Consider the following 25,194-nt stretch of genomic DNA (forward strand, 5'->3'; position numbering starts at 1 on the left):
ATGCGTATGGAAAAGCAGGTGGAAGGACGGATGCGTGACGGTACCGTGCTGCGCGCAGACGCGTACCGCCCGGAGCGGGCAGGCAGCTGGCCGGCACTATTGCTCCGGCTGCCGTACGGCAAAACGACCCGTCATTACCGGGAAACGTTCATTGATGTTGACCGTCTGACAGCGGCCGGCTACGTGGTGGTGATTCAGGACGTGCGCGGCCGCTTTGCCTCCGATGGGGAATTTTATCCGTTTATCCATGAAGCTGCCGACGGATATGATTCGGTGGAATGGGCGGCCCGCCTTCCGGAGGTGAACGGGCATGTCGGCATGATCGGGATGTCATACCACGGCTTCACCCAGGTGGCAGCGGCCGTGGAACAGCCGCCGTCGCTGCAGGCAATAGCGCCAATGATGGCATTTGCGGACGGCTGGAACACGATGCGGGGAGGCCGGGGGGTGTTTGAGCTCGGCAAATGGCAGTCGTGGGTCGCCGGTTCCATGCTTTCAGACCATTTGGAGCGCATGGAAGGAGCTGAAGGCCCGGCACGTATCAATGGGTATCTTGAGCATCTGCCGGACTGGCTCGGGAAAGGAGACCCGCTCGCATGGCCTCCGGTTACAGTGGCCGGCCTGCCGGCGTACTACAGAGACTTTCTGCTTGGAAGGGCTTCTGAAGAAAGCAGGCAGCATATGCAGGCCGCCCCGGAGAGCATTAAAGTGCCGGCTCTGCTTCTTGCCGGATGGTACGACTGCTTTATGGAGGAGACCATCGATTTATATCAAAGAACATCCGGCCCGGCGGAGCTCTGGATCGGGCCGTGGACGCACGAGGACCAGAGTGGCCGGGCGGGAGACCTCTTTTTTCCTGAAGCGCAGGTGGACCGGACCGGGCTGTTTCTGCAGTGGTTCGACCGCTGGCTGAAGGACGAAACAGCGCCGACCGGGAATCCGGTACACTATTACGTCATGCACGCCGGCGAATGGCGAAGCGGCGCAGAACTGCCGGAGGGAAGGGTGGAAGCGGTGTTTTACCTGCGCCCGGACGGTCTGCTAACCACGGAAGCACCGGAGCAGGGAGCGCCTGGCCGGATAGCGCGGCATAACCCGGAGCATCCGGTGCCGACGAACGGCGGAAATATTTTAATGAACGGCTTTCCGGCGGGAAGCTTTGACCAGCAGGAAATACAGAAGCGGAGCGACGTGCTGGTGTACACGAGCGCGCCCTTTGGCCGGGAATGGGAAGTGATCGGCACCGTGCAGGCGCATCTGCGGCTGACGTTGAGCCATCCGGGTCTTCCGGTCGGCCTGCGGGTAAGCGAAGTAAAGCCGGACGGGGCGGCTTGGAACGTAGTGGATACCGTGCAGGCCGGGAAGCACACCATCGATATCGGCCGGACCGCGTACCGGTTGTCAGCAGGGAGCCGGCTGCGTGTTGAAATATATTTGAGCAGTTTTCCGCGCGTAGAAAGCCTGCAGCATCCCGGCTGGGCAGAAATCCATGGGACGTCGCAGCTGCATATGCCCGCCGGAACGCCTCCTGTTTTCCATGATTGATGCATACATTTCCCAGTAGTTGGGAACAGTCATAATACGCATTCCATATACCTAATAAGGAGGCGTATAAATATGGAACTATACAAAAATATTCTAATCGGCGTACATCCGACGGCAGGCGTGCCGGAGCATGTGGTGGAAAAAGGCTGTGCTTTGGCTGAGCTTCACGGTGCGGAGCTTCATTTAGCTGCGATGGTGGAGGAAAAAGGCTACGGCCCGTTTGCCCGCTATGAAGAGGATGTCTTGAAAAAAGCCGAAGAAGAAGCAATTGAAACACTTAACAAGGTGAAGCAGAAGGCCGAGTCCCACGTACACGGCAAGCTCGAGGCGAAGCTGATTGTCGAGCACGGGGCCCCAACGCAGACGCTTCTGCAAAGGGTAGTGCCGGACTACCAGATCGATCTGGTGCTGCTTCCGCAGACGAGCAAGAATAAAATGGACCGCACGCTGATGGGCAGCTTCTCGGAAGCCGTTGTCCGCTCGGCCAGCTGCGATATATTGATCGTAGACACCAAGGAATAATAGCAGTACCTGCCGGAAGCCTTAAGCTTCCGGTTTTCTATTTGGACAAGAACCAAATGATTAATATGAAAAAGCAAATTTCCTGTAACAGGAGCAGGGAAAGATTTGTAACAGCGGGAAAAATGAAAAGCTGAACCTGGTGGATAAAGTAGGAGATATGAATAAGCTGTAAGCCCCCATCTAGGGGGGAGTTGATGAAAATAAGAAAAAAGAGAGGAATTGTTACGGGAATTTATCAATCGTTAGTAATAATTACATAGAAATTACAATGTAATTACAATTAACTAATAAGCTTGAAGCCCCCCATTGTGGTTCGTTATAGTACTTGCTATGAGAGAAATTCAAACAGTTGGGGGTATTCATATATGTTTTCTGTACGTCAATCGATGAAGTGGGCCGGTGGTTTCGCACTCGGAACAGGGCTTATGGCAGCAGCACCGGCCGTGTCGGACGCAGCAGACTTATTAAATAAAGGCGATCGCGGGGACGACGTGTCCGAAGCACAGTCCGTTCTCGAGGATGAAGGCTATTACGACTACGCCGTAGACGGCATTTATGGACCGATCACAGACAGCGCCGTGCGCAGCTTCCAGCGTGATCAGGGACTAGTAGTGGACGGCATTATCGGGCCGAACACCCGTGCAGCGCTCGATGACGTGGACGGCGGCGAAGCCGTGGAAGGAGCTTCCACATCTGATTCTTCTGAAAGCAGTTCCTCCGAAAGCGAAAGCAGCAGCTCTTCGGAAGAATCAACCAGCAGCGATGCAGACAGCAGCGGTGAGACCATGACGATGGAAGCGACGGCCTATACAGCTGAATGTGCCGGCTGCAGCGGCATCACCGCAACTGGCGTTAACCTGAACAACGACCGCGATGCGAACGTGATCGCTGTAGATCCGGACGTAATCCCGCTCGGCTCCACCGTGAAGGTCGAAGGCATGGGCACGTATGAAGCAGCCGACACCGGCGGTGCCATCAATGACGACCGCATCGACATTCACGTACCGACAAAATCGGACGCTTATGCATTCGGGCGCCAGGATGTAGAAGTAACCGTAGTAGACTAACTAATAAACGAGCAAAACCCGTCTCCCCTAAAAAGGGGAACGGGTTTTTTAACGTGCTTGAGGCTGGAGAAAGAGCACCGCTCCGTGCTTCGGTTAACCAATTTTTGTGTACGGGTAAACGTCGCGTATACGACGGTAGTGGTATTCGCCTGCAGAATCTGAGGCCATCAGGCCGCGGAAAATATGTTCGGGTACGCCGCGGTACTCATAGACGTATCCGTCGGTAAATTCAATGCGAAGCAGTTCGCCGAACGGATCATAGCCGGCCTTTGCTAAATGGCTCGAGTAGATGCGGTACATATCCATAGGCCCGTGCTCCCTTCGGAGGATAATGAAGAAAACTCCCGGCTGCGGGCTTTGCCTACAGCGTTTTAATATCGGAGGATTCAAAATCATTCAGGCGGAACATGCAGTAGGCAAGGGTGAGAAATTCCGGGGTTGTTACGCAGGAATCCTGCATTTTATTTACGGAGGCTGAGACCTTCCAGCCGGAGTTTTTAAATGTAATCGTAGCGACCGTTACTTTTTCGCACCGGACGATGAGCTGCTCATGGCGGTTCTGGTAGATTTCAAGCTGCTCATCGTCAATCTGTCCCTTTACATGAAAGCGAAAGTACGGAAAAAATATTTGATCGCGCAGCTCGATTTCTTCTGCCCCGCTGCACGGCTGGAACATATAATGATAGCGAAGACGCCGGTGCATCTTGCCTTTTTTCACGCCCATCGCCATTCGCGTATGGCCGTGAGTATCTTTAAACCGGTACGCGTCTCCGGTACGCATATGGTCTGTGTTAACATCGATGGATTTGGCGTCGGCACGCTCAAGCAGGCCGATGGTTTCCCCTCCGTGGTTGTAAACCGGAACTGAATTGTGGGAGGAAAAGAAAAGTATATCGTTAAAGGTCCACTCCTGATTCTGCATAGATGCTGCTCCCCCTTTACGGTCAGCGCGGCATGCGCCAAACCATCCCGCTTTGTATCTATGTATGTGTACGCCTCCAGAAAGGGTATCGTTTCACTTATCAATGTCATTATTTCCCGTTTTTGCCTTCGGGCAAACCCTGGGGAAGGAAGAGAAGGCTGGAAAGCATCTGAAAAAATGTGCGATACTAAAGAAAAAGGAGGCTGAAAAAATGAAAGCGGCAGTCAAAGCATGGACCAGGGAGTTAGCAGAACGGGAGGAGGACGCAGCTGTTCTCACGAATCCGGCTGATATTTACTATGCGAGCGGCTTTTATTCGGAGCCGCATGAACGGCTGCTGATGCTTATTCTTTTTCAGGAGGGTGAGCCGGTGCTTGTGTGTCCGGAAATGGAAAGGGCGCTGGTGGAAAAAAACGGGTGGCATGGAAGCATTGTTACTTACACGGACAGCGAGGATCCCTGGGTAATTGTGAAAAAAGCACTTTATAGGCAGATGCCGAATCCCTTCCGGATTGCAGTGCAAAAAAACCATTTACCCGTGGCACGGTTCGAACAGCTGCAACAGATTTATCCGGGCGTAAACTATACAGACTTTGAGCACGTAATTGAGCAGAGCCGCCAGGTGAAATCGCCGGAGGAGCTGAAGCAGATTCAGCACGCAGTGGACATTGCTGAAAGAGCGCTTGAAGCCGTTGCGAAAGGGCTTTGGGAAGGAGTAACTGAACGGGAGGTTGTTCATCAGCTTGAAGAGGTGATGAAAAAGCAGGGAGCGGACGGCCCGGCGTTTGACACGATCGTCCTTTTCGGAGAAAAAAGCGCCTACCCGCACGGTGTTCCGTCAGAAGTCCGGCTGCAAAAGGGGGACCTGATTCTGGTGGATCTCGGCGCGCGGTATGGTCGCTTCTGCTCGGATATGACGCGTACCTGGGTGTTTGGCGGAGCTGATGAAATGGCACAGGAGCGCTTCGAGCTAGTATCAGAAGCGAAGGCAGCAGCGATAAAGGCATGCCGGGCCGGCCGAAGAATTGGGGACGTGGACAAAGCCGCCCGGGACGTGCTGACAGAAGCCGGCTTCGGCGATCATTTTATTACCCGTGTCGGTCACGGTCTCGGTATGGATGTGCACGAAGCGCCGTCGGTTCACGGTGGCAACAACGACCTGCTCGAAGCCGGGATGGTGCTCACCATTGAGCCGGGCATTTATATTGAAGGCTGGGGCGGCATCCGCCTGGAGGATGATGTGGTGGTCAGTGAGCAGGGCGGGGAAATCATGAACCGCCTGGAAACGCTTTTGGACATGTAACAGCCAACGTACAAGAAGGGCCTGGGCGCGTAATTGCGCCACAGGCCCTTTTCGTTATTTACGTACGGCTGTACGTATCGATAAAGGCAGTCAGGGAGCGGAACGTCTGCCGGGCGGCAGGCTTATCCATTTGAAATTGGTATTCGTGTTCCACCGGTATTTCATCCTTATCGTAAAAAATATCACAGACAGGTACGCGTCGGCTTAATAGGGCAGCGAGCCGCCGGCCCTGGGTGTCAAAGGAGTTTTTATTGCCGTCTGTAATAAACGTTGGCGCGAATTTTTCCGGCGGGCGCTGCAGCATCGATATTTCCGTGATTGCCGGAGCCTCCTCCCAATTGTACGTGCCAATGTACGCCCAGCCGATACGCTTAAACAGGAAGTGGTTGAACCACCCGAGCGGTGCGCCGGCAATCTGGCGGAGATCATACGGCCCGCAGAACAGCAGCACCCCTTTGATATAAAGCGGATCAATATGCCGTCTCACCGGCACCCACGGGGAGTACCCCTCATTCAGCTGGATGGCCGCATACTGAGAGACAATTTGTGCACCGGCAGAGTCACCGGCGAAAAATATATTCGTCAGATCGATGCCGTAGTCACCGGCGTGCCGTTTAATATAGCGGTACGCTTCATCGAGCTGGATTAACGGTGCCGGATAAGCGGCGGACGGGGCGAGTGCGTAATTGATGTTAATCACATTGTAGCCGGAGGCAGCCAGATAGGTGGCGTATTTGGAAGCATCCTGCTTATCTCCTCCAACGTAAGCACCGCCGTGCATCCAAAAAATGACCGGCGTTTTTTCCTCTTTTTTCGTCGTTAAAATAATATCGAGCCGTCCGTTACGGTATTGGGATTCATAGTCAATATCCTGGTACTGGACCGTTTGTTCAGCTGCTTCGGCAAAGTCGGGAGCCTCCGTTTCAAGCCCGCCCTTAAAGGCCTGTCTAACGTACCAGGCGGCCGGTCGCGGTGAAAAGAACGCATAGGCAGCAGCTGCAGCGATCAGCCCGCAGGCGCCAAGGCCTGCCTGTTTGACTAGTTTGTGCATAAACATCTTCTCCTTGTGTAGGTTTTGTAAACGTTAACTTCTGCATACGTTACTGTATTCCCTTCTTAAGAAAAATTTAGACATTGTATTATTCAAAAGAACATTTGAATAAAAGGATGAAAGTGGTATAATATAATCAAAAGATGGTTTGAATATAAAAGGTATAGAAGCAGGGAGGAAACATTATGTCGCATGAAGGGCACAGCCATGATCACGGAACGACAAACCAGACGGCCCTGAAATGGTCATTTATTTTAATTACTGTTTTCATGGTCATCGAAGTGATCGGCGGTCTGTGGACGAACAGTCTGGCACTGCTTTCTGACGCAGGGCATATGCTGAGTGATTCAGCGGCGCTCGGCCTCAGCTTTGCAGCCATATGGTACGGCAGCCGCAGCGCGACCTCGTCGAAAACTTACGGATACCGCCGGTTTGAGGTGCTGGCTGCGTTTATTAACGGCCTTGCGCTGATGGTGATTGCTGTATATATTACGTATGAAGGCATTCAGCGTTTGATGGATCCGCCGTCCGTAGTCAGTACAGGAATGCTGATTGTGGCCACCATCGGCCTGATCGTTAACATTGTTGTAGCCCGCATTCTTCACAGCGGGGACAACCATGAAAATCTAAATGTCCGGAGTGCATTTCTGCACGTCATGGGAGATCTGCTCGGCTCGGTCGGTGCCATTACAGCTGCGATTTTAATCATGCTGTTTGGCTGGAGTCTTGCGGACCCGATCGCAAGCATGGTCGTTGCGGTGCTTGTCTTTATCAGCGGTCTCCGGGTGCTGCGGGACTCGGTGCACGTACTCATGGAGGGCGCGCCGGAGGGAGTCGATACGAAGCAGATAAAGGAACAGCTGCTCACTGTGGAGCACGTTAAAGATATTCATGATCTGCACGTCTGGTCGATTACGTCAGACTTTCCGGCGCTCAGCTGCCACCTGGTCGTTGAAGAAGGCACGAGCCAGCAGAAGGCATTGAAAAATGCCAATGAGCTGCTGCACAGGGAGCACGGCATCCACCATACGACCATCCAGATCGACATGGAAAACCGCGACATCTGCGAAGACACGATCTGTAACTAAAAAAGCCGCCCCTTTGGAGGGCGGCGCATGAACCGGCCGTTACCGAACGGGCGGTTTATTTTATTTGAAGGCACGTTTTAGCGCATGAATGATTGTGGCCCACGCCTCAAGCGCGGTTTCTTCATTTCCCATATGGGTAAATCCGTGGCTGGTCGTAGAAAAAGGATAATGCTGCACAGTGACGCCGGCTTTTTCCAGACGACTCACGTATTGCGTTGCCTCCCGGGCGAGCGAATCATATTCAGCAGTGATGACGAGCGCTGGAGGCAGGCCTTCGAGTTGTTCAGCATATAATGGTGAAGCGTAGGGATGACGTGCATCCTGCGGTGTCTGCAGGTAGCTGTCATTGAAAATCTGCGCAATGTACGGCGGAATGGCTGTCGAATAAGCCGGCTTCTCGTAAGGGTCCGTCTGCAGGTCGAGGACGGGATAGTCAAGAATCTGCAGCTTCGGGAGCCTGTGGCCGGTATCGCGCAGCATCATGCTTCCCGTGGCGGCAAGATTGCCTCCGGCGCTGTGGCCGCCTAGCACGTAGTTATCCATCTGCAGTGACAGGCGCCCGGCGTGTGCGGTCAGCCATTCGACAATTTCAAACACCTCAAGCACCGGGGCAGGAAAGCGGGTTTTCGGCGCTAAATGGTAGTCGATGTTTACAACCACACACGGCACTGCAGCAGCAATATATTTGCACCAGCCCGCATCTTCGCTGGCGCTGCCCATCACAAAGCCGCCTCCGTGCAGGTTGATATATACTGGAAGTTTTTTGGAAACGTCCGCGATCGGATAATAAATATGTACCGGTGTGGCTCCAGGTGTCGTTTCGACCAGATACGAGGAGGTGCTGGCCGAATCAGCCGCCGGCGGGGTAATATACGACTGGGACTGCTGACTGACGCGTTTTTGAAAAGAGCGCAGCATGGCTGCCTGCGTAGACGTTTTCCATTTCGTCATAAGTAACTGCTTCCTTTCCTGAAAAGTATTAACAATCATATTCCTGTTTTCAGGCAGAAATAAACAGGACACGCCTGCGTGAGGCGTGTCTAGCTTTAAATTTCTTTTTCGCGCTGAGGTCCAAAGGCTTCAACGAGCAGCCAGATGCCGGTGAGAATGTGCATGAACATACCAACGACGGGGATATAGGCAACAACGGACGTAATGATGCCGAGAATGTTGCCTGTTTTCTTTTGCTTATCATAAATGGACGCGATAAGAGCGATAATATGGACAACAAGCATAATATTCAGCGGCAGGTAGCCTGTGCCGATAATAATGAGCCCGCCGATAATCGGGATACCAAGAAACAGTTCAATCCCGCCGGTGACCCATTTGAGTATCCGGGACGTTTCCATGAATGGTTGCCTCCTTTTAATGTGCGTACACCACTATACGTCTTTTCCCTGGAAAAGGTTTCATTACGCATACAGACGTGAAAGGACTGATTGCTATGGAGAATAAAAAAACAATGTTAAGATAAAAGAGTATATTATTATGTACCATTTTCCCCGTTTGATCCAGCGTCATTCTTTTCCGCCGCCGGCGCGTATTCTTTCCTGATAAAACACCGTAAAACTATAAAACATAACGCATGCAGAGGCATGTGTCATGAAAGGAACGAAACATATTGGATTTTTTGGAAGCAAACGATGGAGTCGTTCTGCTTGTCGGTTTACTGCTGGTGGCCGGCATAATTGTGGCTAAGTTTTCGAACCGGCTCGGGCTGCCGGCCCTGGTGCTGTTTATTCTGATCGGCATGCTGATTGGAAGCGACGGCCTCGAAATTATTTATTTTGACAATGCCGAAGTAGCCCAGCTGGTCGGTATATTTGCCCTTGTGATTATTCTGTTTGAGGGTGGTCTGCAGACGAAATGGGCAACGGTGCGCCGGGTGGCGGTGCCGTCTATTTCGCTCGCGACCGCGGGCGTGGTGATCACGTCCTTATGTGTGGGAGGCACGGCTTACCTGCTGCTCGACTTTACCTGGTACGAAGCTCTGCTGCTTGGGTCCATTGTCGGGTCGACCGACGCGGCCGCCGTTTTCGCCGCTCTGAAGGAACGAAATATTAAAGCCAAGCTCGGGGCCACGCTTGAAGCCGAGTCGGGAACGAATGACCCGATGGCTGTTTTTTTAACTATTTCTTTTATTGAACTGCTGACAAATATGGACGCCAACATCTGGATGCTCATTCCGTCATTTTTCTGGCAGATTGGCGCAGGCATTATACTTGGGCTGCTGTTTGGCCGTTTCGCTTCGTTTTCGATCAATCACATTGGCCTTGAATCCAGTGGCCTTTACCCGATTTTTTCGGTGGCCTTTGCGCTTCTGGCCTACAGCGTGACGGCGGCTGTTGGGGCGAGCGGGTTTCTGGCAGTATACATAGCTGCGCTTGTCATCGGCAACTCCGAGCTTACGTTCCGTTACTCGATCTTTCAGTTTAATGAAGGATTCGCCTGGATGAGCCAGATTCTGATGTTTATTATTCTTGGTCTGCTCGCTTTTCCGGGTCAGGTATTTACGGCAGACGTGATGCTTGCCGGTATTGCGCTCTCCTTTGTTCTGATGTTTATCGCCCGTCCGCTTGCCGTTTTTATATCTACGGCATTTCTCGGCTATACGATTAAGGAGCGAACGTTTCTCTCCTGGGCGGGCCTGCGCGGGGCGGTGCCGATCGTACTCGCAACGTTTCCGGTGGTCGCCGGCCTCGACAACGCCCAGCTGATTTTTAACCTTGTATTTTTTACCGTACTGACGTCCGCGCTCATTCAGGGCTCAAGTATCTCCTACGTGGCGAGACTTCTCCATCTGGTTGGGCCGAAAAAGGAAATACCGTATCATTCCATCGAGCTTGTCAGCATGGGCTCGGCGAATGCGGAAATGGTGCAGTTTGAAGCGAGTGAGGAATCGGCGATTGTTGGGAAACAGCTGTATGAAATCAACTTTCCAAATGATGCGACCGTGAGCGCCATGGTGCGAAACAATGAACTCGTCACCCCGGGCGGCAATACCGAGATCCAGGAAGGAGATTTTCTGTACATTCTCGTTTCCAGACAGCAAAAGGACGATCTGCGGCGCCTGCTCAACCGCAAGAAGCACCCTGAACCTAAGACGTCCCCGTAATGGACCGCTGCCTTCCAATGGAGGGCAGCTTTTTTTAATCTATGGGAAGCGCTTGCATATAATTTATTGATACAGCAAGCTTTCATTCGTTTTCATTCCTGCTGATTTGTATTAAGATAGAACACGTGCAGCTTCAGGAAAATAATGAAAGAACCGAGGCGAGACGGATGTCTATTATTGATATAATTACGCCGGTGTTTATGATGGCCGTGATGGTTGTGATCGGCCTCGTCACCTCCAAAATGATCGATGTATCGGTGGAAACGCGCCGTTTTATCTCCTTTGTGGCTATTAATTTCGCGCTTCCGGCCGTAGTCGTATACAGCATTTTTCAGCTTGAATTCAACAGCTCCACGTGGGCGTCTTTTGCGATGGTTTATGCATGTGCGCTCGGGCTGACGTGGACCGGGATGGCTCTTGGCTATTCGATCGGGCGCTCGTTTCAGTATACTGACATGGAAGCCCGCCAGCTTGCGATTGTGTCAGGGTGCGGCAATACCGGCTTTATCGGCATCCCGCTTATTACAATTTTGTTTGGAGCAGAAGCAGGGTCGTATGCGGCGGTGTATGATGCCGGGACTATGACGAGTGTGTTCACGATTGGTATTTTGCTGCTGAAGCCGGGGCGCTTTTCGTTCCGGCAGCTGACAGCCATTTTAAATACGCCGTTTTTGACGCTTGTCAGTTCGGTGCTGCTTGCCTCCGCCGGTATTATGCTTCCGATGATTTTTCTCGAAACGGTAAACACCATTTCAGGGCTGGCCGCGCCGCTTGCGATGATTCTGATCGGACTTTTGATTCCGACGATTACGTCTGCGAACTGGAAAATGGTGAAGACCGGGTACAAGCAGTTTATGGGCACCGCCGTACTCGTAAAGGTGTTCACCGTGCCGGCGGCGGCCTGTCTTCTGGTTTGGCTGCTGCCGATTCCGGAGCTTCTCGGTAAAATCATCATCGTGCAGGCGTCGATGCCCACCTTTACACTTGCGACTGTATTATTTGAACGCTACATTCACGGCGGGTCCAAGCAGCTTGGTATCGTGGCACTGATTGCAACAACGGTCATCAGCCTGCTTCTTTTGCCGATCACCGTGTTTATCGCGCAGCATATCGCCGGATGAACCGAAGCGCCCTGAGTGCTTCGGTTTTTTATAGAGGAGAACTAGTTAAATTTTTAGTTAACATATTTTTATACTTGTAAATAAGAAGCCGATTTATTTTTAAAGAACGGGAAATAATGATTGTAAGCGGTTAATAATTTTGATAGAGTAAAGTAAAATAATGAAAATATAAAGTAAATTTTTACTGAAAGGAAAGGGTTGCAATGGCTACCATTAAAGATATAGCCGCCAGGGCGCATGTGTCTGCTGCAACGGTGTCACGGGTGCTAAACCACGATGAGACACTTTCGGTTTCGCCGGATACGAAGGAAAGAATCCGCCAGATTGCCGAAGAGCTAGCCTACGTGCCGGTGAAAGCCCGGAAGAAGAACGGTGTGAAACGGAAAAAAAGAATCGGGATCGTGCTGAATCAGCCGAGTGACCTTGAAAAAGACGATCCGTACTTTTACCCGATCCGTCAGGAAAGTGAAGACGAGTGCATGCGCCAGGACGTTGAGCAGGCACGGATCTTTTATCTGCCGACCATCCAAAACGACCCGGCCGTGCAGGAGGTGGATGCCTTCATTTTAATCGGGCGCATCCATAAGGAAGTAGCAGAATTTCTGCAGCGAAACAATAAGCAGCTTGTATTTATCAGCCATTCGCCAAATGATGAACAGTTTTCCTCGGTGAGCATTGATTTTGAACAGGCAGCCGGTAAGGTGATGCGTCATCTGCTTGACCAGGGCTATAAAAAAATCGGCTATATCGGAGGCCTTGAGGCTGAAAACGGCTTCCGTCGCAGAGTAGAAATTGAAGATAAACGGGAGACTGTGTTCAAGCAGCTGATGGATGCTTCGGGCTATTCCTACAAAAATAATATACACATTGGCGAATTCACGATGGATGATGGTTATCGGCTGGGAAAAAAAGCGATCGGGCAAGGCAGTCTGCCGGAAGCGTTTTTTATTGCCAGCGACCGGATGGCGATGGGGGCGCTTCGTGCGTTTCAGGAGCAAGGGATACGCGTCCCGGAGGATGTGGCGATAGGTAGCTTTGATGGCACCGAGCTTGCCCAGTATGCGAGCACGCCGCTTACCACAGTGAACATTCCGACCAAGGAAATGGGCCGGATGGGTGTACGCAAGCTGTTAATGACCGGGGATTCGGATTTGCCGATGAAATGGGTACTGCCGTCCAAGCTCATTGTCAGGGAGAGCTGCGGCAGCCGGATGAACAAGCTGCTGGAGTCATAGAAAAAGGGAAAATCCTTTTTCTGCTTACTTTTTTGAATACGCTTACACATAATTTGAGGGGGAATACAAATGACAAAGTTAACGTTTATCGGAGCCGGAAGTACTGTTTTTGCCAAAAATATCCTTGGGGACTGTATTGTCTCGCCGAAGCTGCAGCACCTCGAGATCGCGCTTTACGATATTGATATGGAGCGGCTGAATGATTCCGAACAGATGCTGAACCATTTAATTAATACGTATGAAAGCACCATCAGGGTTACGGCGTATGATGACAGAAGAGAAGCCCTGCGCGGAGCCTCCTATGTCGTCAATGCTATTCAGGTGGGAGGGTATGAGCCGTCTACCGTCATCGATTTCGATGTGCCGAAAAAATATGGGCTGGAGCAGACGATTGGCGATACTAACGGAATTGGGGGAGTGTTCAGGAATCTGAGAACCATTCCGGTGATGCTTGGAATTGCCGAAGATATGCGGGACGTGTGTCCCGATGCGCTGTTTATGAATTATACAAATCCGATGTCAGCACTGACAAAGGCTATGACAGAGCACGGAGGCATCCGCACTGTCGGTCTGTGTCACAGTGTGCAGGTATGCGTACCGGAGCTGTTTGAACTGCTTGGCATGAATGACGAAGGCGTGAGCGCCAAAATCGCCGGCATTAATCATATGGCCTGGCTGCTCGAAGTGAAAAAGGACGGCGTCGATCTGTATCCTGAAATCAAGCGGCGTGCCAGAGAAAAGCAAAAAGAAACACATGGTGACATGGTCCGCCTCGATATGATGGAAAAATTCGGCTACTATATTACGGAGTCCTCGGAGCATAATGCAGAGTACTATCCGTACTATATTAAGCGGAACTACCCGGAGCTGATCGATAGATTTAACATACCGCTTGATGAATATCCGCGCCGCTGCGTGCATCAAATCGAAGAATGGAAGCAGCAGCGTGATCAGTTTGTCGAAAACGAACAGCTGACGCACGAACGCTCGAAGGAATACGCCTCGTACATGATCGAAGCGATGGAATACAATGAACCAATTGTGATCGGCGGCAACGTCATGAACACGGGCGGGCTGATTTCCAACCTGCCGGAGGAGGCGTGTGTGGAGGTGCCGTGTGTCGTGGATGCAAACGGCGTTACTCCAACATATGTGGGTAAACTGCCGGAACAGCTCGCAGCGCTGAACCGCAACGTGATCAACACGCAGATCATGAGCGTGGAAGCAGCAGTCTCCGGCAAAAAGGAGCACGTTTATCAGGCTGCGATGCTTGATCCTCACACGGCCGCCGAGCTTTCGCCGGATGATATTACCGATATGTGTGACGAACTGCTCGAGCGCCACGGCCACTGGATGCCGGCCCTGCAGTAAAGAAAAGCGTAAAAAAGCACCGGAGCGGCTGCTCCGGTGCTTTTTGTATGATTAATCTTCTCCTTTTTTAATTTCACGCCCCTGCAGGTCGTATTCGCGGTAGCCGGTATTGGCTTTGAAAAGCACCTTGTCGTAACGTCCGGATTGTGCTTCTTTGGAAACCAGTGTACCGATCCAGCCGCCGAGAAAGCCGAGCGGTACGGATACGATCGCCGGGTTGGTGAGCGGGAAAATCGCCTGGGCGGCAATAAACGCGCTGCCGTCCGGGTTCATGACGTTCGGACTGATAATTACCAGGCCGACGGAGCTGATCAGGCCGACCGCAATTGCGGTAATAGCTCCGTTTGTATTAAAGCGTCTCCAGTAAATCGTATACACAATAACAGGCAGGTTCGCACTGGCGGCCACACAGAACGCGAGTGCCACGAGAAAGGCTACGTTTAAGTTCTGGGCGAAAATCGCAAGTGCAATGGAAAGTACGGCCACTGTCAGTGAAGCAGTACGGGCTGCAACCACCTGCTCACGTTCGGAGACTTTCCCTTTTTTAATGATTTGTCCGTACAGGTCGTGGGCGAAGGCGCTGGCTCCGGAAAGCACAAGGCCTGCCACCACGGCGAGAATAGTCGCAAATGCTACGGCACAGACGAAGGAGAACAGCAGGTCACCGCCGAGCGCCTGGGCAAGAAGCGGTGCGGCCATGTTACCGGCCGGGTTGGCATCAATGATTTCTGTTCTGCCGACAAAAATCGCTGCGCCAAAGCCTAAGCAGACGGTTAGAATATAAAAGATACCTACGATCCATGTAGCCGTAACAACGGAGCTCCGGGCTGTTTTCGCGTCCTTTACAGTAAAGAAGCGCATCAGAATATGTGGAAGCCCGGCTGTACCAAGTACAAGTGCAATCATGAGGGATAAGGAGTCAAGCGGCAGCTTATCCTGCTGTCCCGGATTCAGGAAATTGGTTCCTGCCGGCGTCGCCTGGCCTGCTTCCCGGAACATGGCAATGACGTTAAAGTTAAACTGCCACAGTACCATGATGGAAATAATCAGTGTACCAATCATAAGTAGTACAGCTTTTGTGATCTGTACCCAGCTGGTGGCGGTCATACCGCCGAACAGTACATATGTGGTCATCATGACACCTACGAGAATAACGGCCCAAATGTAAGGAATGCCAAACAGCAGTTGAATCAGGGCTCCTGCCCCGACGAGCTGGGCAATCATATAAAAAATAACGATGGTAATAGTACTGAAGGCTGCTGCCCCGCGGATTTTTTTCGCGTCAAAACGGGCGTTCAGCATGTCGGCAAGCGTGTACTGCCCGAGGTTACGAAGCGGTTCAGCGACCACAAACATAACAACAAGGTAAGCAACTAAGTAACCGATACTGAAAAGAAAACCATCAAAGCCGTATAAGGCAATGGCGCCGGCAATCCCGAGAAAGGAAGCGGCCGATAAGTAGTCCCCGGAAATCGCGAGGCCGTTCTGCCAGCCGGTCAGCCCGCCGCCGGCTGTATAAAAGTCACTGGCCGAGCTGGTCTTCTTCGCTGAAAAGTACGTAATAACGAGGGTGAGGCTGACAATTAGTAGAAATAGTGTAATGACCGTTGCATTCATGAATGATCCCCCTTCGCTTTGCGTTCTTCTTCTTCGATGATAGCTTCGGCGTCTTTATCGAATTTGGCGGATTTACGTACATAAAGAATACAGAGCGTCCAGGTCATGGCAAACTGTGCGAACGCCAGGATCCATGCCCAAGTGATTGGTCCGATTGCCGAATTGTTCAGCACGTCCGAGGTAAGAATTAAAACCGGAAGAGCCAGGTAAAATAGCAGGAAGAACACCGCTAAGGGCGCAATAAATTTTCTTTTTTTCGACATGAGATTTTTAAACTTAGGGTTTTCCACAGCTTCGGAATATTTCACTCCGCCGCCAGAGGTAAAGGTTTCGTTGGTTGCATCAGACTCTTTTTCGACAGGCATATTTTTTCCTCCTTTTTCAAATAAAATTCAGTTAGCGTAGAGTAAGAGTATCGAAAGAAACGACATGCAGCAGAAAGGAAGGAGACAAATTAAACTTATAATATGAAAGCGCTTCCGTCAATCGAAAATGTCAGAAAAAATCCAAAATTGTTGCATAACAGTAGGTTGGAAACATAAATTAGTTCGAAACTACTAGTTAATAATTCCAACGACAAAAAATCTTTCATGAAAATAGGCCAGGACCGCGTTATTCGTTATAATAAGTCATGAACGAAAGGACGGGGTAATGGTGTGGGAAAAACAGTTTGAAAGTGAAAAATGGATCAAGCAGCAAATTGCTCAGTTGTACAACAGAGTGAACCAGGAGATGTACGATGTTGGGGTGAAAACGTTAAAGGTGGAGCTGTTACAGCACAAGTGTATTATTTTTGGGGAGCATAAAAGAGTGCCCGCGCTGAGGGCGCTCGAACAGCGCAATGAAGCTCTGACCGGTCAGGTGGATGCGGCGCTGGTGGATGAATTCAAGAAGCGGCTGCATCATCTGCTGGTCCAGGAGATGGATCTGCCGGTACGTACGGTGCTGAAGGATTTTGACCCTGTATCAGGGGCAGCGGCGACCGTTATTTACCTGGAAGAAAAATCGCGTTAGATTATATGACACCTTTCCTTACAAGCAGCCTGGATAGAAGTAAAATAAATACAAATAGTTAAGAAGAAGACCTGCTGTAGACCGGCAGTTCTTCTCTTTCCATCCAGACGGAAGCTTGATTCCTGTTAGACGGGAATGAAGAGGCCGGAGAAACGCAGGAGCAGACACCTGTGCCTTTCTCCGGCTTTTTTTATAAAAGGAGCGAGATGCATGGATCATCTGCATGATATTATTCCGCAGCTTTCTGCAGGCGAAAAACAAATACTGGCGACGATTACGAATGTGGAAGGGTCAGCGTACCGGAAGGAGGGTACGTCCATGCTCTTAAAGGCAGACGGAAGCTCCGTGGGCATGCTGAGTTCGGGCTGCCTTGAAGGGGATCTGCATTACCGGATTGAAGACGTGCATGCACAGGGAGCACAAGTGGTTTCGTATGACATGCTTGGCTACGAAGAGCTTTCCTGGGGAGAAGGAACGGGATGCAACGGGGTGATTGAAGTGCTGCTTGAGCCGGTCACGGAAGAGCTGGAAGCCTCTATGCGCAGGATGCACGCTTTCGTGAATCAGGGAGAAGCAGTGCTGAGGTGGGCCACGACTACAGAGAGCGGATGGTTCGTCTGCGGCGGGGAACCGTACAAAAAGGCAGAACAGTTAGCCGGGCAGGCGGCCTTGATGAAGCGCGGGAGCGGCCGTTCTTCTATTTTAGACAGCCAGGGCGAAAATATATTCGTTCAGAAAATCCTCCCAAAACCGAGGCTGTTTATTTTCGGCGCCGGCCCGGATGCGCTGCCGCTTGTACAAATGGCGACACGGTGCCGATACGCGGTAACGGTTCTCGACTGGCGCCCGGCCGCTCTGGAAACAGTCAGAAATGAGGTGCCGGAGGCCGGAAGGGTGCTCGGGTTCCCGCATGAATGGTGGGAAGAAACAGCGTTTCGCCGAGGAGATATGGCTGTGATTATGACTCATCATTTTGAGAGGGACAGGGAGGCGCTGGCGCATCTTTTACAGCAGCCAATGGGATATATTGGTGTACTCGGTTCAAAGACGAGAACGAAACGCCTGCTGCAGACAGAGGGCCTGCCGGAGATTGTTACAACCCCGATCGGTTTGTCGATCGGAGCAGAAGGCCCTGAAGAAATTGCGGTAAGCGTGCTCGGCGAGCTGATTGCTCTTCAAAACGCCGCGAAAACTGGAGAGGTGATGTCATGAAAACGGCGGTAATTTATTTAGCAGCAGGAAAAAGTTCCCGCATGGGCCATAATAAACTCGAAAAACCGTGGAGAAATACGACGCTCGGAAGCAGTGCGCTGCAGCAGGTGCTAAAGAGCAGCGCAGAGGAGGTTATCGTCGTGACGAACCAGTCTGTATGGATAGATAACAGAATATTCGAACAAAATAAACGTCCGGTACGTCTTGCAGCCAGTCCGCAGGCAGTGAAAGGGCAGGCATATTCCCTCCGGGCTGGAGTGAACGAAGCGGTGCGTATCGGAGCGGAGGCGGTTCTCGTCGTACTTGCCGATCAGCCCGGCCTGACAGCGGAGACGATTGACCGGTTAATAGCGCAGGCGGAAACGCAGACGTGCGATTTCACCGGAATGTGGACCGGCAGGCATTACCAGCCGCCAATGCTGTTTAAAAAACAGATGTTTGCTGCCCTGCAGAGTGTGGAGGGTGACCGCGGGGCTGCTTCTATTCTGCGGAGGACGCATACGTGGACAGGAAGCCCGTACGTAGGCTTTGAGCAATTCGAACAGCTTGATGTTGACACCGAGGAGGAATACAGATGGATGCTGCACACACACCAATAACGCCGGTGGTATGGATGCCGCAAACGGTACAGGAGGCTTTTGCTCTGTATCAGGAATACTACCCTGATGCCGAATGGATCGCCGGAGGCACATGGCGGCAGGTCGAGCGGGAAAAAGGGAGGATGTTTACCGGCAATGTGATCGTGCTTGAGCGTATATTCGGGCTCGCTTCTCTGCAGGAGGAAGAAAAGTACGTACGGATCGGAGCCTGTATGACACTCGAACAGTTAATAGAGGAGCCGGTCATTTCCCGGGAAATACTGGGGGAAACGCTGCGGCGGATTGCTGCTCCGGCTGTACGAACGCGAGGAACCATCGGCGGCAACATTATGTATGGACACGGAGACGCCCTGCCGGCTCTGATTGCGCTGCAGGCTGAGCTGGAAATCTGGAACGGGGAATCGTATGCCCGTATTCCGGTGGAAGAAGCAGCTTCCTATAACGGTGTGTTTCTATTAACAGCTGTGCTACTGCCAAAAACGCTGGAAAAAGATCCGGACAACATACACTTTTTTGAAAAAATCGGACGCCGGGAAGCATTCACTGCATCACTTCTTGCTGTAAGCGGCTGCGCCCGCAGGCAGGGTGACGGAAGCATGAGGGCGAGGCTTGCGTTAGTAGGCGGAAAAGACGCCCCGGTGCGGCTTCGTTATGCAGAAGCATGTGTGGCCGATCCCAAGTGGACCCCGGAAGCGTTCTTCGAGGCTGTTGCAGCTGATTATCAGCCGGAGGATGAACCATTTTCTTCAGGAAACTACCGCCTGCAGGCGGCCGCCCACTTATTTTTGTCCCACCTGTGGCTCGAAGATAATGCAGAAAAGGGAGGCGTGCATAAAGCATGAAACAGCCAGAACATCAGCGCCGGCCGGACGCTGTGCCGAAAACAACCGGATCCTTGAAGTATTTAACCGACCGCTTTGAAGAAAATATGCTGATCGGCAAAGTGCTGCGAAGCGAATACCCGCATGCCTGTATTAAAAGAATCGATACGTCAGCGGCCGAAGCGCTGCCGGGTGTTCATGCGGTGCTGACCCATCACGACGTGCCGGGGCTCAACCGCTTTGGCATCGTTATGCCGGACCAGCCCGTATTTTGTGAAGACAGAGTACGCTACACGGGGGATGCAATAGCCGCGGTGGCAGCAGATTCAAAAGAAACGGCAGATCAGGCCCTGGCAGCTGTAGTAGTGGAATACGAGCCGCTGGCTGTGCTTGATTCGATCGGGAAAGCGCTGGCTCCCGAAGCGGAACAGCTGCACGAAAATGGGAACATCCTGCATGAAGCCTCCTATACACGCGGGGATCTGCAGGAGGGGTTTGCGGGCTGCGCCTGTATTGTCGAAGAAACGTATCAGCTGCCCCGCCAGATGCACGGCTATATGGAAACGGAGGGCGGAGTGGTAGTCCCGGAAAGCGATGGGGGCATTTCTGTATACATGGCTACTCAGCACGGCTTTAAGGATCGTTTTCAGCTGTCGAGAATTCTGGACGCTCCGGAAGAGAGGATACGCATCATTTCAAGTCCAATCGGAGGGTCGTTTGGCGGCAAGGATGAGCTGAACCTGCAGCCGTACGGAGCGCTGCTGGCACTGAAAACAGGCCGTCCGGTACGTGTGCATAACACCCGGGAGGAGTCGATACGGGCAGGGTTGAAGCGCCACCCAATGGCGATTACGATGCGGACAGGCGCTGATGAAAACGGACGCGTACTCGCGCATGAAACAACCATTTATGCGGATACCGGGGCTTATGCCACACTCGGCCCGGCGATTCTGGACTTTGCTGTCGAGCATGCCAGCGGACTGTATCCCATCCCAAACATTACGACCACCGGTGTTTCCGTGTTTACAAATAACGGTGTAGCCGGGGAATTTCGCGGCTTTGGCGGCAATCAGGTGACGTTTGCGCTTGAGGGACAGATGGACCGGCTGGCAGAAAAGCTTGGAATGGAAGGAACAAAGCTGCGGGCCAGGAATATGAGACAGCCTACAGACGCCGGCCCGCTCGGTCAGGGAATCGCTCCGACGGACGGTGGACGAATAATACTTGAAGACGTCACCGCCTGGCAGCAGCTGCCGCTGAGTAATACAGGAGAGAAGACCCCCTGGGTAAAAAACGGCCGGGGCGGCGCTGTCTCCATGCACGGGGGCGGTCTTGGCTACGGACGGCTGGACCCTTCCGGCGGGCGGCTTGCCCTTACGAAGGATGGAAAGCTTGAAGCTGCTTTTGGATTTGAAGAATGCGGCCAGGGCATTGTAGCCGTAATTGAAACGGTGATGAAGGACACATTTTCCTGTAATGAAGAGGATATTGAAATAACAATCGGCGATACAAATAAAGTGCCGGTTTCGGGTTCAACGACCGCTTCACGGGGCACGAGTATGGTCTGGACGGCAGTGGAAAACATGAAGGCCTCTTTTCGCAGACAGCTGCTGAGCGAAGCGTCGAGAGTAACCGGCACGGCTCCAGCAGATTTGTACCTGGGGGCAGGAGGCATTCATAAAAGAGGCGCAGAGCCCTCGCTCTTTTTAAGCTACAGGGCACTGGCGGAATATGTACAGGACGGGGACATTGAGACACACACGTCGTTTGATTTTCCGGTGACCCCGGACGAAATTGACTCCGGTCATTATTTGTATTCCTTCGGCGGCGTGAGCGCAGAGGTGGAGGTGAATCTTTTAACCGGTACCGTTCGGGTGCTTGATTTGAAACAGTCTGTGTCCGCGGGTCCGGTCATGTATCCGCAGGGGTACAGGGGACAGATTGAAGGCGGCGGCATTATGGCGCTCGGGTACACGTTGATGGAGGACGCCGTGATGGACGGAGGCCGCTATCAGACGGAAAATTTCGATACGTATTTGATGCCGGGGATCAAGGACCTGCCGGATAATGTGACGGTAAAGCCGCGTGAAGAAGTGATGGAAGGGGACGCCCACGGGCCAAGGGGTGTCGGGGAAATAGGGACCATTGCAGTGGCGCCGGCCATTGCGGAAGCTGTTTACCAGGCCATTGGAGCCCGTCCGGAAAAGCTTCCTGTTTCAAGAGAATGGGTACTGCAACAGATTCAGCAAAGGGGGCTTCTGCCTTGGAACAAACCAGAAAAAATTCCCGGGGGATAGAGCGCCGGCAGGGCACATATGCGTGCACCTTCCGCGTCAACGGAGAAGAGGTGAGTGTCGATGCTTCCCCGATGGACCGGGTCGTCGATCTTTTAAGAGACCGGCTGCATGAAACAGGCACGAAAATTTCCTGCGGCATCGGCCGGTGCGGTGCGTGTTCGATCTGGGTGGACGGCCGGCTCACAAGCTCGTGTCTGCTGCTTGCCTACCAGGTGGAAGGAAAAGAAGTGACGACTATCGAGGGGATGGGTACAGAGGAGCGCTGCAGTATAGTACAGGAAGCATTTATGAACGAAGGAGGCTTTCAGTGCGGCTACTGCACGCCGGGCATGATTATGGCCGCAGAGTCGCTGCTCCGGCAAACGCCGGACCCGGACGATGAAGAGATCCGGGAAGGGCTGTCCGGGAACATATGCAGATGTACCGGCTACAGCGGCATCATCCGGGCGGTGAAAGCAGCCGCCGCCAATCTCGGGTAATAAATCAGGCCGGGGCGCGAAGCCCGGGCCTTTTGCGTGCCTGCATAGATTAAAAACCCATACAAAAAGCCGGCATGCCCAAGCTTGCCGGCTTCCCCCTGTTATATTTTTATTTACGTTACCTTCCGGAGTGGTATGACGGTCTTGTATCTGCGTGACACGGTGTCATACGCCTGCAAAAGCCTTCGCATCACTTCCACTTTCTTCTCCGAGTCGACGCCCTGATCCAGAATCGTACGGGATAAATCCATGAAGCTCTGATGCGGATCATCAGAAGATTCAAGCAATTCCACATAAAGCGTCTCATTTTTCTCCGACACTGCCATTCGCCCCCTTAACACTTTTTACACCATTGTCGAAAGGAAAAGTTCGTTACAACTACCGTACCACGATATAAATTTGGAAGAAATGCTAAATAAGTAACAATTCTAATTACAGATAGCGTGATTGAGAGGAGTCCGGTCTGATAAGAAAGACAGCAATTGCAGCCCGCATTTATAATATTGTAATAAAATACATGTGTTAAATGCTTTAGTATCAACACTTCACTGTTTTGGGTGAAAATGGAATACAGTAATCATCAAAAAATGCAGGCGGGAACTAGGTCCTGCTTTCAAGAATAAAGCCCTATCTTTTTTTAGAATGTCTGGAAAGCATGCTGATGCATAATGAAATGTGAAAATACTGGTATATAAGTAATTTTGAGATAAAGAAATCAAAAAGCACGAGGAAAGTATTAAATATGCATTTTAAAGGACTATTTACCTGTTTTTACCTTCTTCTTTATCGAAAAATCGATAAATGGGGAGTTTTTTTCACGTTTTTAATTGAAAAATGGCTGCTTTGGTTAAAACGTGTAAAAAATTTACAAGTATTAGCGCTTTGGAGTGCTGTAAAAAGTCGGGTTCAGACGCAGAGCTTTTCAAAAAAAGGATTCATATGACTGATATATACAGTTATACTTTGTAATTGGCATATATTAATATGTATGAAGAGTTAATTTCATCTGAACAGGTTTTTTCGCTTCCCAACCGAAATAACGCGTGCTAAAATAATTTTTGCGTGAAATTTTCGGCAGGAAAGGGGGAGAAATAATGGAATACATCTCGATGGCTTCATTGGCATGGTTTATGGGGTTTTTTCCACTGTTTGAAATTTATATTGCAGTGCCCGTAGCGATGGGGGCAGGGTTTGATCCTGTATCGGCTGTTTTGTGGGCGGCCGTGGGAAACTTTATGGCGGTGCCGACCGTGACACTTTTTTACCGCCAGCTGGAGAGAGTCAGCTTTTTCTCCAATTGGATGGAAAAATTAGCTGCGAACCGGTTCCGGGGCAAAATAGAGCAGTACGGAGGCTGGGTTGTTCTGCTGCTGGCTCCGATTGCAGGCGTCTGGGCCATTGCCGTGATTGCCAGGGCCATCGGCATGTCAAAGCGGACATTGTTTCTCTCCACGGGTATGAGTATTCTGATTTACGGTATTGCCATTGGCGGATCGATACAGCTCGGACTCGGCTGGTTTTAATATTGATGACGGCGCAAAAAAGCCGGCAGCACGCAAAATCATGCGGCTGCCGGCTTTTTCTGTAATTAAATCATCTCTTCGCGGCGGTGCTTGTTCCCGCGCCGGTTGATCTGCCAAATCCGGTACAGGTTGGTAACAACCACTTTTAGGAGGGCGTACGCTGGTATCGCGAGAATCAGCCCGAGCAGGCCGAACATACTGCTTGCAAACAGCAGGACGAAAATGACGGTGACGGGGTGTACCTTCAGCACACGTCCCATGACCTGCGGCGAGATCAGGTTGGATTCAAACTGCTGGATAACAACGACGCCGAGAATAACGAGCAGCGCGGTGATCGGGGATTGGAATAACCCGACGATCACAGCTGGTATAGTGCCGATAAACGGTCCGACAAACGGAACGAGGTTCGTCAGCATACAAACAATACCAAGAATGAGCACGTAATCGAGACCAATAATCCAGAAAAGGATCATGGAGAGAATACCAACGATAAAGCTGACGGTAATCTGTCCCTGGATATAGTTCGCAAGGGCGCGGTCCATGTCCTGTAAAATTTTGTGTACCTCCGGACGGTGCTCACGGTCTACAAATTTCAGCATAAAGCCTGGAAGCTTGTGGCCTTCGCGCAGAATATAGAAAAGCACAAACGGGATAACGAATAATACAATAAAGAAGCTGACGATCGCACTTCCAATGGTAACAATGGTAGAAACGAGAGAATCCGTAATTGTGCTGGCCTGGTCCTGCAGCTGAGAGCCTATAGAATCCATGGAAACATTATTTCCCTGCATGACTGACTGCACAGCCGGGTGGTTCTGATTGTTCATGATAAAGGACTGCACCTGTTCAAAGTACGTTGGAATCTGGTTGATCAGCTGATTAAACTGGCTGGATATAATCGGGCCGATTAAATTCACAATCAAAACAATGACGCCGACAAGCACACCGTACAAAAGCAGAATAGACAGCGAGCGGGGTATGTACTTGGAGAGCATAGTCACAAACGGTCGGAACAGGTAGCTTAAAATGCCGGAAATGATAATGGGAGCAGCAAGCGTTCCTACTAATACGAATAATGGCTGAAAAATATAGTCTACCTGCCGGGCCATAAAGGCAATGGCTAAAAAGACCAGTATACCTAACGATACACGAAACCATTTATATTGGTACATGTTTTGCAATCACCACTCTTTTCTTAATAAGGGATAAACGAAAATCAAGATGTTTGTACACATTCCCTTCATTATACAGGCGGAAACATAAAACTGTACTTAATGGCAGCAAAAAATTTC

General features: G+C 51.4%; 25 protein-coding genes. 16 read left to right on the forward strand and 9 right to left on the reverse strand.

Annotation, left to right across the window (positions count from 1 at the left end; translation table 11 throughout):
• The 3 genes from ACTTK7_RS04150 (at position 1) to ACTTK7_RS04160 (ending at position 3,134) form a co-directional block, all read left to right on the forward strand.
• Positions 1–1,545 carry a CocE/NonD family hydrolase gene (locus tag ACTTK7_RS04150; RefSeq protein WP_462866049.1) on the forward strand — a complete coding sequence of 515 codons (1,545 nt, stop codon included), beginning with the start codon at positions 1–3 and terminating at the stop codon, positions 1,543–1,545.
• Positions 1,546–1,617: 72 nt separating this feature from the next.
• Positions 1,618–2,067, forward strand: a complete 450-nt coding sequence (locus tag ACTTK7_RS04155) for a universal stress protein (RefSeq protein WP_462866051.1) — start codon at positions 1,618–1,620, stop codon at positions 2,065–2,067.
• A 365-nt stretch (positions 2,068–2,432) separates the two neighbouring features.
• Positions 2,433–3,134, forward strand: a complete 702-nt coding sequence (locus tag ACTTK7_RS04160) for a peptidoglycan-binding protein (protein ID WP_462866052.1) — start codon at positions 2,433–2,435, stop codon at positions 3,132–3,134.
• 93 nt (positions 3,135–3,227) lie between these two features.
• Here the strand turns inward: ACTTK7_RS04160 and ACTTK7_RS04165 are convergent, their stop codons facing one another.
• Both ACTTK7_RS04165 and ACTTK7_RS04170 read right to left on the reverse strand, forming a co-directional pair.
• On the reverse strand, positions 3,228–3,440 hold the full coding sequence (locus ACTTK7_RS04165) for a KTSC domain-containing protein (RefSeq protein WP_462866054.1): 213 nt from the start codon (positions 3,438–3,440) through the stop codon (positions 3,228–3,230).
• A 55-nt stretch (positions 3,441–3,495) separates the two neighbouring features.
• Complete coding sequence (locus tag ACTTK7_RS04170) at positions 3,496–4,056, reverse strand: hypothetical protein (RefSeq protein ID WP_462866056.1); 561 nt, start codon at positions 4,054–4,056, stop codon at positions 3,496–3,498.
• 211 nt (positions 4,057–4,267) lie between these two features.
• On the opposite strand from ACTTK7_RS04170, the gene ACTTK7_RS04175 reads away from it, so the two are divergent.
• On the forward strand, positions 4,268–5,359 hold the full coding sequence (locus tag ACTTK7_RS04175) for a M24 family metallopeptidase (RefSeq protein ID WP_462866057.1): 1,092 nt from the start codon (positions 4,268–4,270) through the stop codon (positions 5,357–5,359).
• A 58-nt stretch (positions 5,360–5,417) separates the two neighbouring features.
• On the opposite strand, the gene ACTTK7_RS04180 is transcribed toward ACTTK7_RS04175, so the two are convergent.
• Positions 5,418–6,410, reverse strand: coding sequence for an alpha/beta hydrolase (locus tag ACTTK7_RS04180; protein ID WP_462866059.1), 993 nt, complete (start codon positions 6,408–6,410; stop codon positions 5,418–5,420).
• Between the two features lie 185 nt (positions 6,411–6,595).
• On the opposite strand from ACTTK7_RS04180, the gene ACTTK7_RS04185 reads away from it, so the two are divergent.
• Positions 6,596–7,498, forward strand: a complete 903-nt coding sequence (locus tag ACTTK7_RS04185) for a cation diffusion facilitator family transporter (RefSeq protein WP_462866061.1) — start codon at positions 6,596–6,598, stop codon at positions 7,496–7,498.
• Positions 7,499–7,558: 60 nt separating this feature from the next.
• On the opposite strand, the gene ACTTK7_RS04190 is transcribed toward ACTTK7_RS04185, so the two are convergent.
• Together ACTTK7_RS04190 and ACTTK7_RS04195 are read right to left on the reverse strand one after the other, a co-directional pair.
• Positions 7,559–8,449, reverse strand: coding sequence for an alpha/beta hydrolase (locus tag ACTTK7_RS04190; protein WP_462866063.1), 891 nt, complete (start codon positions 8,447–8,449; stop codon positions 7,559–7,561).
• Positions 8,450–8,544: 95 nt separating this feature from the next.
• Positions 8,545–8,847, reverse strand: a complete 303-nt coding sequence (locus tag ACTTK7_RS04195) for a hypothetical protein (RefSeq protein ID WP_462866065.1) — start codon at positions 8,845–8,847, stop codon at positions 8,545–8,547.
• A 272-nt stretch (positions 8,848–9,119) separates the two neighbouring features.
• Here ACTTK7_RS04195 and ACTTK7_RS04200 point away from each other — a divergent pair, with 272 nt between their 5' ends.
• The 4 genes from ACTTK7_RS04200 to melA all read left to right on the forward strand — a co-directional run bounded on the left by ACTTK7_RS04200 (position 9,120) and on the right by melA (position 14,340).
• The gene (locus tag ACTTK7_RS04200; RefSeq protein WP_462866066.1) at positions 9,120–10,613 is read left to right on the forward strand and encodes a potassium/proton antiporter; all 1,494 of its coding nucleotides are present in this window, start codon (positions 9,120–9,122) and stop codon (positions 10,611–10,613) included.
• Between the two features lie 125 nt (positions 10,614–10,738).
• Entirely contained in the window at positions 10,739–11,734 is a 996-nt protein-coding gene (locus ACTTK7_RS04205) for an AEC family transporter (RefSeq protein ID WP_462866068.1), read from the forward strand.
• A gap of 203 nt (positions 11,735–11,937) precedes the next feature.
• Positions 11,938–12,969, forward strand: a complete 1,032-nt coding sequence (locus ACTTK7_RS04210; RefSeq protein ID WP_462866070.1) for a LacI family DNA-binding transcriptional regulator — start codon at positions 11,938–11,940, stop codon at positions 12,967–12,969.
• Positions 12,970–13,038: 69 nt separating this feature from the next.
• Complete coding sequence (gene melA / locus ACTTK7_RS04215) at positions 13,039–14,340, forward strand: alpha-galactosidase (RefSeq protein WP_462866072.1); 1,302 nt, start codon at positions 13,039–13,041, stop codon at positions 14,338–14,340.
• A 51-nt stretch (positions 14,341–14,391) separates the two neighbouring features.
• Here melA and ACTTK7_RS04220 read toward each other — a convergent pair whose 3' ends face one another.
• Together ACTTK7_RS04220 and ACTTK7_RS04225 are read right to left on the reverse strand one after the other, a co-directional pair.
• Complete coding sequence (locus tag ACTTK7_RS04220; protein ID WP_462866074.1) at positions 14,392–15,957, reverse strand: solute symporter family protein; 1,566 nt, start codon at positions 15,955–15,957, stop codon at positions 14,392–14,394.
• A complete protein-coding gene (locus tag ACTTK7_RS04225; RefSeq protein WP_462866076.1) occupies positions 15,954–16,322 on the reverse strand; it encodes a DUF485 domain-containing protein in 369 nt (122 codons plus the stop codon). The genes ACTTK7_RS04220 and ACTTK7_RS04225 overlap by 4 nt, the downstream gene beginning before the upstream one ends.
• 286 nt (positions 16,323–16,608) lie before the next feature.
• Between ACTTK7_RS04225 and ACTTK7_RS04230 the strand changes: the two genes are divergently transcribed.
• The 6 genes from ACTTK7_RS04230 to ACTTK7_RS04255 all read left to right on the forward strand — a co-directional run bounded on the left by ACTTK7_RS04230 (position 16,609) and on the right by ACTTK7_RS04255 (position 22,379).
• Positions 16,609–16,971, forward strand: coding sequence for a Na-translocating system protein MpsC family protein (locus tag ACTTK7_RS04230; RefSeq protein WP_462866078.1), 363 nt, complete (start codon positions 16,609–16,611; stop codon positions 16,969–16,971).
• Positions 16,972–17,181: 210 nt separating this feature from the next.
• Entirely contained in the window at positions 17,182–18,183 is a 1,002-nt protein-coding gene (locus tag ACTTK7_RS04235; protein WP_462866080.1) for an XdhC family protein, read from the forward strand.
• Positions 18,180–18,782 carry a nucleotidyltransferase family protein gene (locus tag ACTTK7_RS04240; protein ID WP_462866082.1) on the forward strand — a complete coding sequence of 201 codons (603 nt, stop codon included), beginning with the start codon at positions 18,180–18,182 and terminating at the stop codon, positions 18,780–18,782. Before ACTTK7_RS04235 ends, ACTTK7_RS04240 begins: the two co-directional genes overlap by 4 nt.
• A complete protein-coding gene (locus tag ACTTK7_RS04245; protein ID WP_462866084.1) occupies positions 18,758–19,624 on the forward strand; it encodes an FAD binding domain-containing protein in 867 nt (288 codons plus the stop codon). Before ACTTK7_RS04240 ends, ACTTK7_RS04245 begins: the two co-directional genes overlap by 25 nt.
• Positions 19,621–21,900: a xanthine dehydrogenase subunit D gene (pucD, locus tag ACTTK7_RS04250; protein ID WP_462866085.1), complete on the forward strand. Its 2,280-nt coding sequence runs from the start codon at positions 19,621–19,623 to the stop codon at positions 21,898–21,900. The genes ACTTK7_RS04245 and pucD overlap by 4 nt, the downstream gene beginning before the upstream one ends.
• Entirely contained in the window at positions 21,897–22,379 is a 483-nt protein-coding gene (locus ACTTK7_RS04255; RefSeq protein ID WP_462866208.1) for a (2Fe-2S)-binding protein, read from the forward strand. The genes pucD and ACTTK7_RS04255 overlap by 4 nt, the downstream gene beginning before the upstream one ends.
• 113 nt (positions 22,380–22,492) lie before the next feature.
• Here ACTTK7_RS04255 and ACTTK7_RS04260 read toward each other — a convergent pair whose 3' ends face one another.
• Positions 22,493–22,699 carry a hypothetical protein gene (locus tag ACTTK7_RS04260; RefSeq protein WP_091612753.1) on the reverse strand — a complete coding sequence of 69 codons (207 nt, stop codon included), beginning with the start codon at positions 22,697–22,699 and terminating at the stop codon, positions 22,493–22,495.
• Between the two features lie 774 nt (positions 22,700–23,473).
• On the opposite strand from ACTTK7_RS04260, the gene ACTTK7_RS04265 reads away from it, so the two are divergent.
• Complete coding sequence (locus ACTTK7_RS04265; protein WP_462866087.1) at positions 23,474–23,902, forward strand: small multi-drug export protein; 429 nt, start codon at positions 23,474–23,476, stop codon at positions 23,900–23,902.
• A gap of 65 nt (positions 23,903–23,967) precedes the next feature.
• Here the strand turns inward: ACTTK7_RS04265 and ACTTK7_RS04270 are convergent, their stop codons facing one another.
• Positions 23,968–25,074: an AI-2E family transporter gene (locus tag ACTTK7_RS04270; protein ID WP_462866089.1), complete on the reverse strand. Its 1,107-nt coding sequence runs from the start codon at positions 25,072–25,074 to the stop codon at positions 23,968–23,970.
• Positions 25,075–25,194: the final 120 nt, after the last annotated feature.

It is taken from the genome of Marinococcus tarijensis, from assembly GCF_054971385.1.